Raw genomic sequence first — 15,820 nt, 5'->3', positions numbered from 1 at the left:
CCCCCTCGCAATACCCTTAATTTTTTCATCTCCATTATTGATAATGGTTATCATTCGCAATATTATACCTCTGCGGCCCCGGCAGCGGCTGCGATCCTCTCCAGCTTAATGGGCAATACAACGATCGGCCGCCTTCGGGCGGCCCTATTCGGAGGCGCATGGTCGACCATACTCGGAAGCATCGAAAGAAGATTCTGCAAGCGGCGGTGAAAACGCGACGCGCCGGCCTGACGTTCGCGCCGGCATCGCCAGCCACGTCGCCCTTTATCGGCCAGCACCGCCAGACGCAAGCCGTGCTGATACACCTGATCGGCCATGATGACGCCCAGGAGGAACATGAATGAACCTGCAGCCCTTTACCGCCATGCTGATGTTCGCCTATGTGCTGCTGATGGTGCCGCTGCTCTACGTCATCGACAGCCGCCTGAGCGCCAGCAAACTGGTGCGCAAAGCCACGCAAAACCTCATCATCATCGCCTTGACGCTGTTGTTCTTCAGCGCGATGACGCTGCTGTATTGACGCTTCCTGCCCCTCAGGCGCCAAATTGAGCGCCTGAGCCGCCCTCTCATCCGCGCGCCCGCTCTACGGTTTTCAACCCGCCCAACCGCAACCAATGGTAGAGATCCGCATTGCGTTTAAATCCCAGTTTTCGCATCGCCGCCTGTTTGTGATTGCTGACGGTTTTCACGCTCAGATGCAGGTTGCGCGCGATGGCGGTCTGCGGCAATTCACAGGCCAGGTAGCGCATGACATCCTGCTCACGGCGGGTAATGCGCTGCCGTTCACACCAATAGCACCGGTGCTCTGCGTCGCGGTTCGTCCGCGCCGCCAATGCCCGCTCCAGCTGGCTTAATACGCTGTCCGGCGAGTCGTTGCGGAAAATAACGCCCGCCTCACTGATGCAACGCGGGTTATCGCGCCAGCGGGTATCGCCGGGTTCACGCAGCGCAAAGTTGAGCGGTTGGCCACCGCTCACTGAACGCAGGCAGAAACGCGCCTGCCAATCACGCTCTACGGACTGGAACACCACATCCGCCCGATGCGCCTGTGTGGCGTCGAGCACCTGAACCCGCATGCCGCGGCGCGCAAAATACGCCAGCAGCAGCTGCTGCAATCCTTCAATAAAGAAACGGTCATTATCGATAAACGCCAGAGTGATGGTAGTTTCCATCGGCACGCTCCCTTTGAAATCATCCTTCCCGGTCGCCGCCGAGCGCGATTCCCCCCCCTGATGGCGGGTGACTCAACGGCATAATGCAACGGCGCGCGGCGCGGGTAATGCGGCTACGGCAACGCCAGAATGGCGACCGATTGCCCCGAGTAATTGCCAGCCTTGATCGTTCCCGTCACGCCAAGGGTGGAAGTGATCGGCACCGTGACCCCGCGCGTATCCGCGGTGAACTGATAACCCAGGTTGCCCAGGGCGCCGTTGATGCGCAGCGTGCTGTAGACGCCGGAATTCCCCAGATCCAGGCGGCCATTGCTGCCGACGCGGATATACATGACGATGTTCATCTTCTGCGAGCACACTACGCGCAGGCTGCCGCGCGCCGTATTGCCTACCAGGTCGGTATCCGGCAACACGCCGTGGTTCAGATCGAGCTGTTGCTCATCGATGCCGCAGACCCCGACCGGCGGCGGCGCGATGCCGCAGACGCTGCTCGGCATCAACCGTGCGCTGTTGCCTTCAACGGCGGAGGAGGACGAGGTGGTATAAAACAGCCCGACACACTCCTGAGTGATGGCATCCCCCACATGAGAAGTCGCACCGACGATCGGCAACGGATAAATGCTCTGGTAGAAGCGGCTGAGTTCACCCATCGTCCGCAGTTGGGTAATCTGCGGGTAGCGCCCCGACCCGACGATAGAGGCCGAAGGCGTCACGGCCGTGCTGCCGCCCGTATTGGCGCTGGTGTGCCGGTGGTTGATCCCCACAGCGCACATGCTTTGCTGATAGCAAGGATTAGGCGATGAGTCATCCTTATCCCAGCTCTCAAGCACATACTCATAAGCCGCATTGCTGGGAGAGCCGGTACTCTTGGTCACATAGGAATAAATTTGCGCCGAGCACAGCCCCGGCAGCAGGCCGAGCAGTAAATACATCCCTCTGAAGTGAAAACGCTGCATCGCGTCATATCCTTATTCTGTTTTGCCGAAGCCCGGCGCTCATTGGTAGTCCAGGCTGAACGTCGCAATGGCGCTGAAAGCACCGCGACCGATGGTTCGCTTTGCCAGCGCTTCCGGTTCGCCGCGCACATAGGCCTGCACCCCAATCACCGTGCCGCCGTCCTGCAACGGGTACTTGCCGCCTGCGCTGTTGAGCGGTAAAGGCTGCCCCTGCAGCGTCTCCATGCCGATGGCGATCCCGCGCGCCTGGCTGCTCGCCGCCAAAGCCAAAAGCCCCGGCAGCTGCGCATTCTCCGTCCCTTTGAAGGTGATCGACACCGTCTTGCCCAGGCTGAGATCGCACTCCGCCAGCCGCAACTCGAACGGTTGCCCCTGCGTGCGCTGGTTCAGGTACAGGTACTTGTCGACCAGCGTGCCGAAATCCAGCGCGATGCTCTCGTCGCCCGGCTGAATGACGCAAGGTTCCGCCACCAGCGCCCCGCGCATGCGCAGATTGTCCGCGGCTTGCGCTGCGCCGTTCACGCCCAGCGCCAACAGCAACAGGCCGATAACGCCCCAGCCGCCTTGTGTTGTTTTCACGCTCGCCTCCTCCTTCATTGATAGTCGGCCCGCAGCGTCGCCGTGGCCTCGAACGCGCCTTCCGTCAGGGTTTCGCCCGATTTGCCGACCGGCACCGCTTCCAGCACCGGCGGTTTGGCCGGATCGATAGGCAGCGCGCTGCCCACTTTGAACGGCTGTGCGTTCTGGTAAATGCGGATGCCGAGATAGCGCCGGTTGGTTTGCACCGCCGCTTCGTCAAACGTTGCGGCGTTGCCGGTCAGACTCAGCAACATGTCCCATTTGCCGATCCCCGGCTCGCAGCGAATGCGGTAGCCGATGCTTTGCCGATAGTTCGCACCATCGACCTTGTTAATGCCGACACGATCGCCGAAGTTCACGTCAATGATCCCGTCATCGTTGATGGTGCAGGGCGGCGGCTCGATCAACGTGCCGCGAAACTGCATGTCGACCGTTTTCTCCGCCCAGACGAGATGGCATGCCATCCCTGCGCACAGCAGCACGCTCGCCGTAAAACGTTGTTTCATGCTCTCGCTCCCGCGTTACTGATAATCCACCTTCATGGTGGCGCCCGCGGTGAATTCACCCGCCGCCAGCCTGGCGGTGGCCGATTTCACCGGTACCGCCTCAAGCGTCGGCGCGGCCGGATAGGTAAAGCTCAACCACTGGTTGATCGGCCAACGGCGGCCGCCGTTCAGCAACGCAATGCCCAAGCCGTCTTTGCTGGTGCGCAGCAGTTGGCCGTCGAAGCCGCTCGCCGCCCCCTGCACCTGCAGTTTGAGCCCGTTGCTGCTCTGCCCGCTGCACGTCAGCGTGTAACTCACCGCCCGCCGATAGTTGGCGCCATCAATGCGGGTGGTCATCACTTCATCGCCAAAGTCCACCTCGATCGGGCGTCCGCCGTTGATGATGCAGGGGGGAGAAAGCACGGTGACCCGTACGTTCACCGTGGTCGCCTGCGCCGGCAGTTGGCCTAGCGCCAGCACTCCCGCCAGCCAGAAAGGCACCCGGCCGCGTCTTATCCTCGGTACCATCGCCTCGCCTCAGTCATAATTCAGCCTAAAATCCACCGTCGCCCGATACGCGCCGGCCATCAGCGGCGCCACGGTTCGCTCCGGTGCCACGCTGTAGCTCAACGCCTCTTGCCCTGGCGTCAGCAGCAGCGGCTCGCCGCGGCTGCCCAACCGAACGTCGCGACCGCGGCCGTCCAGCAGGCGCAACCCCAGCCCTGAAGTGCCCTGCGCTTTCACCAGCTGCGGATTGTCGCTGTCCGCCGTCGAACCGAAGCTGACCGTCACCGCCGGTTGATTCGGCGCCCAGACCAACGCGCCGGTACGCGCATCTCGCTGGCCCCCCGGCGTGCGCAGGCAATCCTGCAAACGCAGCTCGAACGCCACCGGCTGCCCGCGATCGCCGGCCTGACGCAAGCGCGCGGTGCCGGTCTCACCCAGCCAGATTTCCTGCCGCGCGCTGCTCATCTCCAGCCGGCAGGCGCTTTCCGTCAGAGCGCCATATACCTGCAGTACGCCATTGGCGCCCTCCACCTGCCAGTTGTCCACCACGTCGGCCTTCGCCGGCGGCATCGCTATCACACCCAGGCTGAGCGCCAGCATCAACGCGCTCCCGCCGGCCTTTTTCCGTTCTCGTTTCATCCTTTCCCCCTGAATGGCTCTCCCGTCGGCACCGCCTGCGGCGGGTTATGACGCCGTCCGTTTCTCCGGCACCACCTTGCAGCTCACGCCGCTGCAGCTGAAGCTCAGCTGCGGCCGGCCGCCGTAATCGTTGATGTAGGTCAGCACCGGGCTACCGCCCAGCCCCGCTGCGCCCACGGTCAGGCGCGCCTGGCTCTTCGGTGCGATCATGAAAGGCTCAAATCCCTTTACACCCTCCCCCCCTTTTTTGCTGCCCGCATCGACGATCGTGATGTAGTACGGCGTCGGGTTATTGACCTGATAGCTCTCCCCTTGCCGCGTCAACGTCAGCTGCTCTTGCCATGGCGTCGCCATATCGGTGCGGTTCGGCACGATCGCCGCCGGGCGATAGAACAGCTTGATGCGCGTCTGCAGCGCGATCTGCAACGTATTGGGCTTGTTGCTCTTCGGCGGTATCTCGCGCAGGTTGAAGTAGTACAACGTCTCCCGATCCTGCGGCAGCTGTTTGGCCGCCGGCAGCGCCTGAATCTTGATCTGGCTCGGCTTGCCCGGCTCGATGCGCTGCACCGGCGGCAACACCACCAGCGGGCTCTGGATCTTGTTGCCCTGCTCGTCCTCCAGCCAGCCCTGCGCCAGATACGGCAGCTGCTTGTTCTGGTTGCTGAGATTCAGGCTGACCGAGTTCTGGCCGCCGTCGAAGATCACCCGGGTGCGATCGAGCGCGATTGCCGCCTGCGCGTGCTGCGCCGCCGTGGCGCCCAACAGCGCGAGCGCCGCGGCGGTTTTAAGAGAAAAAGTTTGCATGTTGTCGATAACTCCAAATTCAGGGTGATGGGTTTATTCAACCGGGGCCGATGGCGCCGCGGCGATCGGCCGACACGGCAGCAGCAGCGTACGCGTCAGCATGTCGGCCGGCAGCGTTTTGGGCAGCTGCACCTGACACTGTGCCGCGCCGCTCCAGTGCAGCGTCATGATCTCCCCGGCGTTGATGCCGCTCAGGTACACGCTGCCGCCATCGTTGACGATGCCGGTTTCTTGTTTGCGGGCGTTCAGCACCGTGGCGCCGAACGGCGGTGTACTGCCGTCCGCCAGTTTGACGATCGCCATCGCTTTTTCGCCCGCGATAACGTCAAACTGACGGTAGCCAATCGCCCCTTCGGTCAGGGTGGCCTGCACCACCGAACGGGTGGCTTCGGCGTTGTCGCCCAGTTTGTCCAGATCGATGCTGGCCTTGTTGCGGTAGTAGCTATTGACGTCCGCCACCACCGCCTTGCCGAAGCGGTTGGTGCTGACGGTGCTGCCGTAGCCGCGCACCGGCACACCGGCCACGCCGTTGGTGTCCACCAACAGGCGCGTACCGCCGATCATGCCGACGCGGTGCAACGCGCCGCCTTCCGGCGTCAGCGTCATGCCGCCCTGCGCGGACAGCCCCACGGCGCTGTAGCGCCCTTCCTGATAGCTGGCGTTGGCGCTCAGGCGCGCCGCATCGCCCTCGTGGTTGTAGTAGCCGCTCAGGTTAGCGCCGCGGCGGGCGCTGCCGGCGCTCAGTTGGTAGTTGTTGTGTTCATCGATTCGCTGGTAGTACCCCACCCGGTTCGTGGTGTCGTTGCGGTTCACCGTGCTGTTGTAGCTGAGCGTGGCGCCGTTGCCCCACGGCATCGACAGCGACAGGTACATGCCGTCATCGTTGGAATCGTTGTAACGGTTGCGATAAGCCGACAACGACAGGTTCAGGTTTTTTATTTTGCCGAGATCGAAATAGCGCGACACCGTCAGGTTGTAACGGTCGTTGGACGGGCGATCCCAATAGGTCTGGTGGCTGTAGTTGAGATAGCTGCTCAGGCCCCAGTCGCGGAACTGTTTGTTGAAGGTGATGGTGTACATCTCCTTGTTGTTGCCGACCCGGCTGCCGTAATAACGCGCGTCGAGATATTCGCTCATGCTCATGAAGTCCTCTTCCGAGAAGCGATAGCCGGCAAAGGTGACCTGGCTGTCCAGTTCATCGAACGTCTTCGAATAGCTCACCCGATAAGAGCCGCCGCTGAGCGTCTCCTCCCGCTGCGGCAACCGCGCCCGCGATTGGGTGGCGTCGAACGAGAGCGCGCCGAACATCATCAGATCGCGGCCTATCCCCAGCGACAGCGCGTTATAGTCACCGCCCAGCAGTGCGCCGCCATACAGCGACCAACCGTTGCTGACGCCCCAGGAGAACTCTCCGGTGCCGAACAGCGGCCCGCGCGAATGGTGCTGCCAATCCGACGGTTTACCGGCGGCCAGCTTGAAGCGCCACGATCCGGGCCGCGTCAGGTACGGAATGCTGGCGGTGTTGACCTTGAACGCCTGTACGCTGCCGTCCTGCTCCTCGACCCGCACATCCAGTTCGCCAGTGATGGCATCGTTGATGTCCTGAATGCGAAACGGCCCCGCCGCCACCTGGGTTTCATAGATCACCCTCCCCTGCTGGCTGATCGTCACCTTGGCGTTGGTCTTGGCGATCCCGACCACCTCAGGCGCATAGCCGCGCAGGTTCGGCGGCAGCATGTTGTCGTCCGATACCAGGCTCGCGCCGGAAAAACGGAAGCTGTCGAAAATCCCCGAATCCAGATAGTCTTCACCCAGCGTCAGGCGCGAGCGCAGCGCAGAAATGGCCCGATAGGCGTAGTAACGGCTCCAGTCCAGGCGTTTGTCGGTGGATTGCCCGCTGCCGGTCTGGTGATTGATCTGCCCCTGCCAGTCGGCACGCAGACGCCAGGCGCCCAGGTTGGCGCCGGCGGTGCCGTTGCCACTGACGCTGTACCCGCGCGTGCCGCCCTGCTGCTGCTGCCGACTCTGGGCGTTGACGTTGTAATCGAACAGCAAGCCCGGGATGCCTTCATCCCAGCGCGACGGCGGATCCCAGTCGTCGGAGCTGTATTCCAGATAAGCCTGCGGGACGCTCAGATACAGCGAGCCCGTCGCCAGATCGCCACGCGACACCATGCCTTTCAGGCTGGACTCATCCAGACATTCCCCCTGATGCCACCAGGTCAGCGCTTGCAATGCCGACGGCTTCAATCCCAACTGCTCGACCAGCGCTTTGCCCACGCAGGCGCGGCTGCCGTCAGGATCGTTGTCCGGCGGATAAAAAGGGATCTTCTGTTCGGGCAACTCGCTTTTATTGAGATGGACCACCATGCCGTAACTTCCCGGCATAATGTATCCACTGCGGGAAAATTGGCTTAGGTCGATATTTTTGCGATCGTTCACGTCCAAAATGTCGGCATTAAATTGAATACCGTCTTCGGCATATACCCACGTTGATGAACTTCCCACCGCCAGCGTGATACATAACCCCAGTACCTGAAAACGAAATAGCTTCCCAGCAGGCGACAACATCATATCCCTAACCTTATATCGTATAATTCTGGCGTTGCGGCTTGCCGCAATAACAGCGCTCAGTAATAATCCAGCTTGAACCGCACGGCGGAAAAATAGTCCCCCGCACGCATCGGTTGATTATTGGCAACCAATTTAATGGAGTAATTAAGCGACATGCTGCCTGGCGTTATATCCCCCAGCGGCAACGGACGACCGGGCGCGGCGATATTCCCCATATCATCGGATATTTGCAGCGCGATGCCTTTCGCCTCCCCGTGCACGCCGAATAAGTCGCCATCGGCATCGCCATCGAAAACCACCTGAAATTGTCGCCAGTCCGGCAAATTCGGTTTCGGGCGTTCAAGCGTGCAGTTGATTAATTCGATGGTGAACGGATGCGTATTGCCTAAGCCATCACGCATGATATTTCCCGTCGGCATCACGGCCATATCGATAGTCTGCTCGCGGCTGCCGGCGGCAATAGCGCAAGCGGTATCAATAATGGCTCCTTGCATATTTACGCGTCCCCAGCCCTGAAAACCGGATGCCGCCGGCGCGGCCGGGCTCATCAGCGTAGCCGTCAATATGCAAGGAGACACTAAAGGGTGAATAAACCGGCGCATTGAACCTCCTGACACAGACCTTCCATCTGGGAAAAAGCATGCGGGGAAGCCCCGCATGCAAAACGTCACGCCAATGGCGCAGGCTTACTGGTATGCCAGCTTGAAATCGGCAACGGCGGTGAAATCACCCGGAACGACGGTGGCGGAAGCGCCGTCACCCTGCAGGTAAGCCGCGAAGCGCAGCGTGTTGGTGCCGGTGCCCAGGTTCTGTGGGGCCGTTGCGGTGCCCAGTTTGATCGGGTTGCTGGCGGTGTCGGTGATGGCGATGCTGGCGCCGCTGGCGGTCCCGACGATGCCCAGCAGATCCTTATTGGCGGTAGAGGCTTTGCCTTCGAAGGTGGTGGTGACGGTTTTCAGCGTCGAGTTGTCGCACTGTTCCAGTTTGATATCGAACTGACGCGGCGCTGATTTACCGCCATTTTTCAACGCAACGTTGGATACCTGGCCCATATCCACGGTCTGGTCCACGGTCTCAGGAGAAATGGAGCAAGGCGCATCAATAATGGAACCGGTAAACGTCACTTTGCCATGCCCTTGGTCGGCGGCATGCGCCAGAGAAGAAACGCCAAACGCCAGAACTGCTGTCAGCATGATTTTGTTCAGTTTCATAATTCACTTATTCCTTTAATTTATGTAAAAAGCGCAGGATCGCTCCCGTTCCTTTAACGGTTATTTATACAATCCAGAATGAAAACGGTATTACCCGCAGCCAAAGCAAACCCTCACGATAATTAAATCGCGACCTTTATTTCATCATCACCCATTTTAGGTATTCAACGAAAACCACACTGATGAGAAAGAAAACAACCGAACCAGTAAATTCCCGCAAGATTTTAACCCTTGCCATGGGAATTACACTAAGATTCAACTTACCGCTTGTTTTGGCCCAAATATTTTTACAAAAATCGTTGTAATTTGAAAAGTCATTCAAAGCAAAAGTAATAAATACGAGATATAAGCCCAAAAACCACAAGACAACTATATTTTTTCGAGACAACAGATCGTAAAATTAATAACGATAGTAGATTATCTCGTAAAATATATATCACACGACATTATTGATCGCCTTTTTTCTATTTGCGGTATAATGATTTGGAAAAGAAAAGGGAGGCTTATCAATTCGGTCTGGTAAAAACCAGCACCGGGCAGTAAACCATGGAGAAAAACGATGAAGTACAGCCATTACGCACAGCAGGCTGAAAATTTGGCCACCTCATTACCGCTCCCGATCCGTGAACGCCGCTGGTTTATTGCAGTGGAAATATCGGGTTCAGGCAAGTGTTCGCTACCGGTTCAGGAAGAGTATTGCCGGGACAGGGCATTATTTTCCGGGCGACGCTTATCGTTATATCAAAATTCGGCTGAAGTTTAAGGGAGGCTGACATGATAAAACGCACGTCAAAACAACAAGAATTACAAAACCTGCAGCAGCATTTATTAACGACGCTGCACCGCCTCTGCCCTTCGGCCAACGGCACGGCACCTCCTCCTCCCGGCGAGTGGCCCACGACCCGCCAGTTGGCGGAGTCTAACGACATCACGATCTATCAGGCGCGCAATCTGCTGTTGAATCTGGTCGGCCGAGGTAAGGTGTTGGTCACACCGGGGCCGGTCAAGAAGTCATTGCGTTGGTACCCTTCCCTCTGAATAGAGCTTCTTCCTGCCGGTGCCTCTCAGGCCGCCGGCAGGCTGCGCGCAGGCGAGCTTATTCGGCGTCCGAGCGCCTGGCCCGCGGATATTTCCACAGCCAGCGCCCGCTGACCATGCGCCAGTAGAATAAGGCGCCGCGCACCGCCCAATCGAGGAACATCCCCAACCAGACGCCCACCACGCCCATGCCCAGTTCGATGCCCAACGCGTAGCCGGCCACCACGCGGCACCCCCACATGCCGAGCATCGTCACCCACATGGCGAAGCGGGCGTCGCGCGCGCCTTTCAACCCGGCGGGCAAGACCCAGGAAGCGGCCCAGATCGGCATAAAGGCGGCGTTGAGCCAGATCAGGGTTTTCACCACCGTTTTCACATCATCCTGCGAGGTATAAAACGCGGCGAACACCCCGGCCAGCGGCGCGGTGCCCCAGGCGATGGCGGTCAGCCCAAGGGTCGACAGCCAGAAAATATGGCGCAGCTGCCGCTCCGCCTGGCCGATCTCGCCTTTGCCGAGCCGCCGGCCGACGATAATGGTCGAGGCCGATCCCAACGCGTTGCCCGGCAGGTTGATCAACGAAGCGATGGAGAAAGCGATAAAGTTGCCGGCGATCACGTTGGTGCCCATGCCGGCGACAAACATCTGCGTCAACAGCTTGCCGCCGTTAAACAGTACCGACTCGACGCTGGCGGGAATGCCGATCCCCAGCACTTCCCACAGGATGCTCATTTTGAGCGGCGTGAAATAGCTTTTCAACGTGATGTGCAGCGCCGGATTAAAGCCGATCGCCAGCACGTAGAGGATGGCGATGGCGCCGATATAGCGGGAAATCGTCAGCCCCAGCCCGGCGCCGACGAACCCCAGGCCATGCCAGCCCAGCATGCCGTAAATCAGGATGCTGCTGATGATGATATTGAGGATATTCATGCCGCCATTGATAAGCAGCGGGATCTTGGTGTTGCCCGCGCCGCGCAGGGCGCCGCTGCCGATCAACGCAATCGCCGCCGCCGGGTAGCTCCACACCGTGGTTTGCAGGTAAGAGAGCGCCAGCGCTTTCACCTCCGGCGAGGCCGCGCCGGCGATCACATCAATGATAGGCTCGCCCGCCAGGTGAATGCCCGCCGCCAACAGCAGCGCCACGCCGGTCATCAGCACCAGCGACTGACGCGCCGCCGCCCGCGCCCGCCGGCGATCGCGCTTGCCGAGGCTGAAGGCCACCACCACGGTGGTGCCGAGATCCACCGCGGCGAAAAAGGCGATGATCACCATGTTGAAACTGTCCGCCAGCCCCACTCCGGCCATCGCCTCTTTGCCGAGCCAGCTCACCAGAAAGGTGCTCAGCACCCCCATCAGCAGGACACAGGCGTTCTCCAGAAAGATGGGCACCGCCAGTGGCGTGATCTCGCGCCAGAACAGCACGCGGTAGCTTTTCCGTTTGGCGTACCAGCGCGTATTTTCCACGCGCTGACGCAGTGCGGCATACAGGTTCAAGATGGGCTCGATGGGTAAAAGTGAAACATCATTTCAAATGATGATCGATAAATCGTTATCCTGCAAAGAATTTTGGGGCGCCCATAAAGCGCGCCCGAAAGGCATGCCGGCGCGCTACTCCATGTAATCTTCCTGATCGGCCTGCGCCGCCGCGATAAAGCGGGCGGTGCTGCGGCTGAGCGCAGCGCATTTTTCCGTCAGCAGCTGATTGTCCTGTTGCAGGGTCAGGTAACGCGCCTGGGTAAGCGCCGGCAACTGCCGATACCCTGCCGCCTGCGTGTCCCAGCCGCGGCGCTGCGCCGCGCGCATTGCGGTGCGCTGCAGCTTCACATCGTCCGGTATCTCGCTGCGCCCGCAGTCCACGCGCAGGAAGTGTCCGCCGGCCAGCATCGAAGCGATGTGATCCAGCTGCGCCTGCAGCGGCGGCGCCGGTTTATGCGCCGTCTGCTGACAACCGGCGAGCAGCAGCAATGCCAGCGCGCCGCAAAGAGACGTGCGAAACAGAGTCAACATGGGGGCTCCGGGAAAACCTGTGGGTGATGAGATGATCTTAGGTGAGCGGACGTCGGGCGGCAAGGCGAGCAGCACGCGCGGCCCGCTTAACGTCGGCCGCTGCTGACCTTGGTGGCGCGGGCGGGGTTGCCGGCGACGAATTCCAGCGTGGGGGAATAGTAAAACGGCAGCCAGGCGTTATAGCCGCTCTCCCACTCCCATTTGACCGGGCAAGGCCACAGCATGTCTTCATGCAGGATGTAATAGATCCACCGCCCGGGCGGGCGGCGCGGTTTGCGCGTTTTCATAGCGGGTTCGACGGCCTGATGGAATGCGATAGGGTCAACTGCTGCATTTTACCGCGATTTTCGCCGTGGGGACAGCCTGCATTGCCGGCTTCGCCCCGGCGCCGGCAAGCGCCCTTTATTCACCGCCGCCTGCCGGCGCGCCGCTCTCGGCCCCCAGCACCACTACCCTGTCGGCCGAGTCGATGGTCGACTTTCTGTGGGCGACGATCACGCGCGTAATATTCAGCGAAGATATCGCCCGGTTGATCGCCGACTCATTCTCAACGTCCAGATGGCTGGTCGCTTCATCCATAAACAGCACACTCGGGCGGCGATAGAGGGCGCGCGCGATAAACAGACGTTGCTTTTGCCCGCCGGAGATGCCATTACCCAACTCGCCGATCAGGGTTTCGTAGCCCATCGGCATCTGCATGATTTCATCGTGGATATTGCTGTGTATCGCGCAGGCCATGATCAGCTCTTTATTGGCATTGACCTCAAACCCGCTGATGTTTTCCGCAATGGACCCGGAGAACAGCCGGTCGTCCTGCAGCACGCAGGCGATCGCGTTACGGTAGTTATTCACCCCGACTTTATGGATATCCATCGCGTCGGCCAAAACCTGGCCGGAAGTGGGGCTGAGCAAACCGCACATCACCTTCAGCAAAGTGGTCTTGCCCGCGCCGGAGGCGCCCACGACGGCCACGCTTTCGCCAGCCGCAATGCGCATGTTCAGGTCTTTGAAGATCGGCCGCGACAGCGCGTCATATTGATACGTAAGATTTTTTACCTCAATGGCAATCCCCGTGCCCGAGGGGAAAACCTGTCGCGGCGCGGACTCCGTCTCCGCATCGGTAAAGACGATGTCGGATATCCTCTCATTGTGCAGCGACAGCATGCGCAAGCCGATCGCCAGGTCGATCAGGCTCGAGGCCCGCTGAGAGAACTGGCCGCGATAGGCATTGAACGCCATGAACATGCCGAGCGTCATGGAATTGTCGATGACCATCATGGCGCCAAGCCACAGGATCGCCACCTGATCGAGCGTCGTGATAAAGGTATTGATCCCGCCGAACATCATATTGAATCGAGTGATTTTGATATTGGTATTGGCGGCATCGACGTTCAGATTGAGCCAATAGCTGGAGCGCGTTTCCTTGATGCCCAGCGCCTTGACGGTCGAGATGCCGTACAGCGTCTCCATGAAATGCGAGTTGGCCTTGGCCGCCTTGACGATCTGCTCCTCCGAGAATTGACGGTAGGTTCTGTAAGTCATCATCCTGATGAGGATGTAGATCAGAGTGAAGCCCGCCACGACCCAGACCAGCCAGCCGCCGTAGACCATCATCATCGCGAACAGCCCGACCGTCATGATGCCGTCGATGATCCCGCTGACGATATTATTGGTAAAGGTGGTTCTGATCGCATCCAGCGAGGAAAAGCGCGATTGAATGTCCCCCAGGTGCCGTTTCTCGAAAAAATCCAGCGGCAGCTTCATCAGGTGTTCAAACAGCGTCGTCTTCCACTGAATATCGGTCAGCGTCCCGAGCACGATGGAGATCCAGGCCCTGGCGATACTGACCACCGCGCGGAACAAGGTGAAGAAGATCAGCCCCAAACAGATGACCGTCAGCAGGCTGTAGTCATGCGCCTGAATGACATGGTCGGTCACCAGTTGCGTTCCCACCGGCAGCAGCAGGTTGACCGATTCGATGACTATCGATAACGCAAAGATCTTGAGCAGCGTCCCCGGCAGGCCCTCGATGTTTTTCATCAAATCCAGCAGGCGCAAACGGGTCTTGAGGGTCTCTTTTTGAAAGGCCCTGTCGGGCCACAGCTCCAACGCGATGCCGGTAAAGTGATTCGACATCTCCTGCAGCCCGATCACTCTGCGCCCGAAGGCCGGATCGTGAATGACAAAACCGGCGCGCTGCACCTTAACCAACACCACGAAGTGATTCATATTCCAGTGCAGTATGCAGGGCGTTTTCAGCTGATTGATTTCGTCGATGTCCAAGGACAAGGCGCGCGTCTTCAGCTGGATTTGCGACGCGATTTGAGAGATCGTCCCCAGGGTCGCGCCCTGGGTGGAAATGCCGAATCGCTGCCGCAGGCTCAGCATATCCACATTAAACCCGTAATAGGAGGCGATCATGGCGAGGCACGCCAGGCCGCATTCCGATGACTCCGACTGCAAGATGCTCGGCACCCGCTTGCGCAGTGAGAATGTTAACTTCTCGTTGATCCGTTCAAAGAGATTATTGTCCTTCATCGACTCGCCCCACGACGCTGTTTTTTATGTCATACAAAGGCGCGATCGCCCACTGATAAAGCGGTTTCTTATCCAGGAAGACGATGACCCTGGCCTGCAGCCCGCTGCTGATTTCGAGATATTTGCCTTTATCGCTGAATTGCGTGTCGCTGATGGACGCCAGCACTTTGTAGTAGGCGTTCCTTTCCCTTTTATTTCCGCTGCTGTATTCCGACATTTCCTGCGGGGAGGCGGGGACCGACGAGATGGATTCTATTTTTCCCGGAAACTGACCGAATTTATCCGACGGGAAGGCTTCATAGCGAATGTTGATGCCATCGCCGATTTTCACGTAGGGCAAACTGTTATTCGGCAGCCATAAAACCAGATAATATTTGATGTTATCAATCGGTTTGATTTGCGCCAGACTGCTGCCGCTCTCGACCACCTGCCCGGCGGTCACGCTCAGCGACTCGATTTTCCCCTTGAGCGGCGCTTTGATAATGACCTGGCCGCCGGCATTGGACTCCGCCAGCTGGCGTTGTAAATCACTGCGTTGCGATTCGCTTTGCGATATCTGATTGTCGTAATCGGCGGCGCGAATCAGCAAATCGCTGCGCAACTGCGACAGTTGAATATTTTGCTGGATCTTTTGGCTGTAGAGCGCCTGATACGAGCTTTGCTGTTGCTGAAAGAGCGAGCGCTGATAATTTAACTGATCTTTAGTGATCAGGCCTTTCGTCAAATAGTGTTCGTAATTTTTCAGGCTATCGCGCATTTTATCCATCCCCTCTTTGGCGCTGAGGTTCAGTTTCTCGGTTTCTTTATAGGCGTTTTCATAGCTATTGATCTGTTTGCGCAAATTATCCAGCATGGCGGTTTTATTTTTATTCAGCTTGCTGATTATCGAATCCAGATTGCTAATCTGTTTGCTTATTTCGCTGGCCGCGATATGGCTGACATTGCCGGACGTGGTGCTTCTCGAGACATCAATCACATACAGCGGTTCGTCCTTTTCCACGACGTCACCGGCTTTATGGAATGCCTGGCTCACGTAACCGTATTGGGAGGAAAACACATTGGTGGAATGCGGGATGCTGATCACCTCGCCTTCAACATCGACCCGGCGCGTGTACTCGCAAAAATAGAGTGCGCCCGCCAGGATCAGAATAAAAGTGAAACAGGTGGCGGCAATCACATGGCTCGACGCGCCGGAAATTAACAGCGCCCTGCCGGTCCATCTTTGACGTTGATAATTGACCGCCTCCTGGCGGAAAATATTCCTGCTCTTATTATCACTCATAGGAAGAACCTGCGCTTGCCTGACCGGGAG

At 58.9% G+C, this 15,820-nt stretch carries 19 protein-coding genes; 4 read left to right on the top strand and 15 right to left on the bottom strand.

Features of this window, described 5'->3' with window-relative positions; translation table 11 throughout:
• Nucleotides 1-158 precede the first annotated feature (158 nt).
• The gene (locus ACJ8J1_RS04055) at nt 159-344 is read left to right on the top strand and encodes a hypothetical protein (RefSeq protein ID WP_033643635.1); all 186 of its coding nucleotides are present in this window, start codon (nt 159-161) and stop codon (nt 342-344) included.
• On the top strand, nt 341-520 hold the full coding sequence (locus tag ACJ8J1_RS04050; RefSeq protein WP_015378373.1) for a hypothetical protein: 180 nt from the start codon (nt 341-343) through the stop codon (nt 518-520). The genes ACJ8J1_RS04055 and ACJ8J1_RS04050 overlap by 4 nt, the downstream gene beginning before the upstream one ends.
• A gap of 46 nt (nt 521-566) precedes the next feature.
• On the opposite strand, the gene ACJ8J1_RS04045 is transcribed toward ACJ8J1_RS04050, so the two are convergent.
• The 10 genes from ACJ8J1_RS04045 to ACJ8J1_RS04000 all read right to left on the bottom strand — a co-directional run bounded on the left by ACJ8J1_RS04045 (nt 567) and on the right by ACJ8J1_RS04000 (nt 8,927).
• On the bottom strand, nt 567-1,172 hold the full coding sequence (locus ACJ8J1_RS04045; RefSeq protein ID WP_033643636.1) for a helix-turn-helix transcriptional regulator: 606 nt from the start codon (nt 1,170-1,172) through the stop codon (nt 567-569).
• Nucleotides 1,173-1,285: 113 nt separating this feature from the next.
• Nucleotides 1,286-2,128: an MrpH family fimbial adhesin gene (locus tag ACJ8J1_RS04040; protein WP_033643637.1), complete on the bottom strand. Its 843-nt coding sequence runs from the start codon at nt 2,126-2,128 to the stop codon at nt 1,286-1,288.
• A 39-nt stretch (nt 2,129-2,167) separates the two neighbouring features.
• Entirely contained in the window at nt 2,168-2,725 is a 558-nt protein-coding gene (locus ACJ8J1_RS04035; protein ID WP_049866692.1) for a fimbrial protein, read from the bottom strand.
• Nucleotides 2,722-3,213: a fimbrial protein gene (locus ACJ8J1_RS04030; RefSeq protein WP_033643638.1), complete on the bottom strand. Its 492-nt coding sequence runs from the start codon at nt 3,211-3,213 to the stop codon at nt 2,722-2,724. Before ACJ8J1_RS04030 ends, ACJ8J1_RS04035 begins: the two co-directional genes overlap by 4 nt.
• A gap of 15 nt (nt 3,214-3,228) precedes the next feature.
• Entirely contained in the window at nt 3,229-3,720 is a 492-nt protein-coding gene (locus ACJ8J1_RS04025; protein ID WP_050594428.1) for a fimbrial protein, read from the bottom strand.
• Between the two features lie 9 nt (nt 3,721-3,729).
• Nucleotides 3,730-4,299, bottom strand: coding sequence for a fimbrial protein (locus ACJ8J1_RS04020; RefSeq protein WP_033644312.1), 570 nt, complete (start codon nt 4,297-4,299; stop codon nt 3,730-3,732).
• 84 nt (nt 4,300-4,383) lie between these two features.
• On the bottom strand, nt 4,384-5,142 hold the full coding sequence (locus tag ACJ8J1_RS04015) for a fimbria/pilus periplasmic chaperone (RefSeq protein WP_033643639.1): 759 nt from the start codon (nt 5,140-5,142) through the stop codon (nt 4,384-4,386).
• Between the two features lie 33 nt (nt 5,143-5,175).
• A complete protein-coding gene (locus ACJ8J1_RS04010) occupies nt 5,176-7,716 on the bottom strand; it encodes an outer membrane usher protein (protein ID WP_033643640.1) in 2,541 nt (846 codons plus the stop codon).
• A 56-nt stretch (nt 7,717-7,772) separates the two neighbouring features.
• Entirely contained in the window at nt 7,773-8,318 is a 546-nt protein-coding gene (locus tag ACJ8J1_RS04005; protein WP_033643641.1) for a fimbrial protein, read from the bottom strand.
• 84 nt (nt 8,319-8,402) lie between these two features.
• The gene (locus ACJ8J1_RS04000; protein ID WP_033643642.1) at nt 8,403-8,927 is read right to left on the bottom strand and encodes a fimbrial protein; all 525 of its coding nucleotides are present in this window, start codon (nt 8,925-8,927) and stop codon (nt 8,403-8,405) included.
• 559 nt (nt 8,928-9,486) lie between these two features.
• On the opposite strand from ACJ8J1_RS04000, the gene ACJ8J1_RS03995 reads away from it, so the two are divergent.
• Both ACJ8J1_RS03995 and ACJ8J1_RS03990 read left to right on the top strand, forming a co-directional pair.
• Nucleotides 9,487-9,690 (top strand): hypothetical protein, encoded by a 204-nt coding sequence (locus ACJ8J1_RS03995; RefSeq protein ID WP_129992881.1) that lies wholly within the window; start codon nt 9,487-9,489, stop codon nt 9,688-9,690.
• An 11-nt stretch (nt 9,691-9,701) separates the two neighbouring features.
• A complete protein-coding gene (locus ACJ8J1_RS03990) occupies nt 9,702-9,965 on the top strand; it encodes a FaeA/PapI family transcriptional regulator (protein WP_042784947.1) in 264 nt (87 codons plus the stop codon).
• 58 nt (nt 9,966-10,023) lie between these two features.
• On the opposite strand, the gene ACJ8J1_RS03985 is transcribed toward ACJ8J1_RS03990, so the two are convergent.
• The 5 genes from ACJ8J1_RS03985 to ACJ8J1_RS03965 form a co-directional block, all read right to left on the bottom strand.
• Nucleotides 10,024-11,457, bottom strand: coding sequence for an EmmdR/YeeO family multidrug/toxin efflux MATE transporter (locus ACJ8J1_RS03985; protein WP_033643643.1), 1,434 nt, complete (start codon nt 11,455-11,457; stop codon nt 10,024-10,026).
• A 114-nt stretch (nt 11,458-11,571) separates the two neighbouring features.
• A complete protein-coding gene (gene gspS / locus ACJ8J1_RS03980; RefSeq protein ID WP_033643644.1) occupies nt 11,572-11,970 on the bottom strand; it encodes a type II secretion system pilot lipoprotein GspS in 399 nt (132 codons plus the stop codon).
• A gap of 86 nt (nt 11,971-12,056) precedes the next feature.
• Nucleotides 12,057-12,257, bottom strand: coding sequence for a hypothetical protein (locus tag ACJ8J1_RS03975; protein WP_015378375.1), 201 nt, complete (start codon nt 12,255-12,257; stop codon nt 12,057-12,059).
• Between the two features lie 115 nt (nt 12,258-12,372).
• Entirely contained in the window at nt 12,373-14,508 is a 2,136-nt protein-coding gene (locus ACJ8J1_RS03970) for a peptidase domain-containing ABC transporter (RefSeq protein ID WP_004935271.1), read from the bottom strand.
• Nucleotides 14,495-15,790 (bottom strand): HlyD family secretion protein, encoded by a 1,296-nt coding sequence (locus ACJ8J1_RS03965; protein WP_004935276.1) that lies wholly within the window; start codon nt 15,788-15,790, stop codon nt 14,495-14,497. Before ACJ8J1_RS03965 ends, ACJ8J1_RS03970 begins: the two co-directional genes overlap by 14 nt.
• Between the last annotated feature and the right edge of the window lie 30 nt (nt 15,791-15,820).

Source organism: Serratia sp. CY37869 (genome assembly GCF_052168895.1).
GTDB classification, from domain to species: Bacteria; Pseudomonadota; Gammaproteobacteria; order Enterobacterales; family Enterobacteriaceae; genus Serratia; species Serratia ureilytica.
Note: the sequence above shows the minus strand (reverse complement) of the source record. Positions and strands in the feature narration are given on the sequence as shown.

Coding starts and splice junctions, on each gene's coding strand:
- ACJ8J1_RS04040 (WP_033643637.1), bottom strand. CDS start 2,128: ATGCAGCGTTTTCACTTCAGAGGGATGTATTTACTGCTCGGCCTGCTG.
- gspS (WP_033643644.1), bottom strand. CDS start 11,970: ATGTTGACTCTGTTTCGCACGTCTCTTTGCGGCGCGCTGGCATTGCTG.
- ACJ8J1_RS04010 (WP_033643640.1), bottom strand. CDS start 7,716: ATGATGTTGTCGCCTGCTGGGAAGCTATTTCGTTTTCAGGTACTGGGG.
- ACJ8J1_RS04045 (WP_033643636.1), bottom strand. CDS start 1,172: ATGGAAACTACCATCACTCTGGCGTTTATCGATAATGACCGTTTCTTT.
- ACJ8J1_RS04035 (WP_049866692.1), bottom strand. CDS start 2,725: ATGAAGGAGGAGGCGAGCGTGAAAACAACACAAGGCGGCTGGGGCGTT.
- ACJ8J1_RS03970 (WP_004935271.1), bottom strand. CDS start 14,508: ATGAAGGACAATAATCTCTTTGAACGGATCAACGAGAAGTTAACATTC.
- ACJ8J1_RS04055 (WP_033643635.1), top strand. CDS start 159: ATGGTCGACCATACTCGGAAGCATCGAAAGAAGATTCTGCAAGCGGCG.
- ACJ8J1_RS04050 (WP_015378373.1), top strand. CDS start 341: ATGAACCTGCAGCCCTTTACCGCCATGCTGATGTTCGCCTATGTGCTG.
- ACJ8J1_RS03975 (WP_015378375.1), bottom strand. CDS start 12,257: ATGAAAACGCGCAAACCGCGCCGCCCGCCCGGGCGGTGGATCTATTAC.
- ACJ8J1_RS03965 (WP_004935276.1), bottom strand. CDS start 15,790: ATGAGTGATAATAAGAGCAGGAATATTTTCCGCCAGGAGGCGGTCAAT.
- ACJ8J1_RS04015 (WP_033643639.1), bottom strand. CDS start 5,142: ATGCAAACTTTTTCTCTTAAAACCGCCGCGGCGCTCGCGCTGTTGGGC.
- ACJ8J1_RS04020 (WP_033644312.1), bottom strand. CDS start 4,299: ATGCTGGCGCTCAGCCTGGGTGTGATAGCGATGCCGCCGGCGAAGGCC.
- ACJ8J1_RS03995 (WP_129992881.1), top strand. CDS start 9,487: ATGAAGTACAGCCATTACGCACAGCAGGCTGAAAATTTGGCCACCTCA.
- ACJ8J1_RS04005 (WP_033643641.1), bottom strand. CDS start 8,318: ATGCGCCGGTTTATTCACCCTTTAGTGTCTCCTTGCATATTGACGGCT.
- ACJ8J1_RS03990 (WP_042784947.1), top strand. CDS start 9,702: ATGATAAAACGCACGTCAAAACAACAAGAATTACAAAACCTGCAGCAG.
- ACJ8J1_RS04000 (WP_033643642.1), bottom strand. CDS start 8,927: ATGAAACTGAACAAAATCATGCTGACAGCAGTTCTGGCGTTTGGCGTT.
- ACJ8J1_RS04030 (WP_033643638.1), bottom strand. CDS start 3,213: ATGAAACAACGTTTTACGGCGAGCGTGCTGCTGTGCGCAGGGATGGCA.
- ACJ8J1_RS04025 (WP_050594428.1), bottom strand. CDS start 3,720: ATGGTACCGAGGATAAGACGCGGCCGGGTGCCTTTCTGGCTGGCGGGA.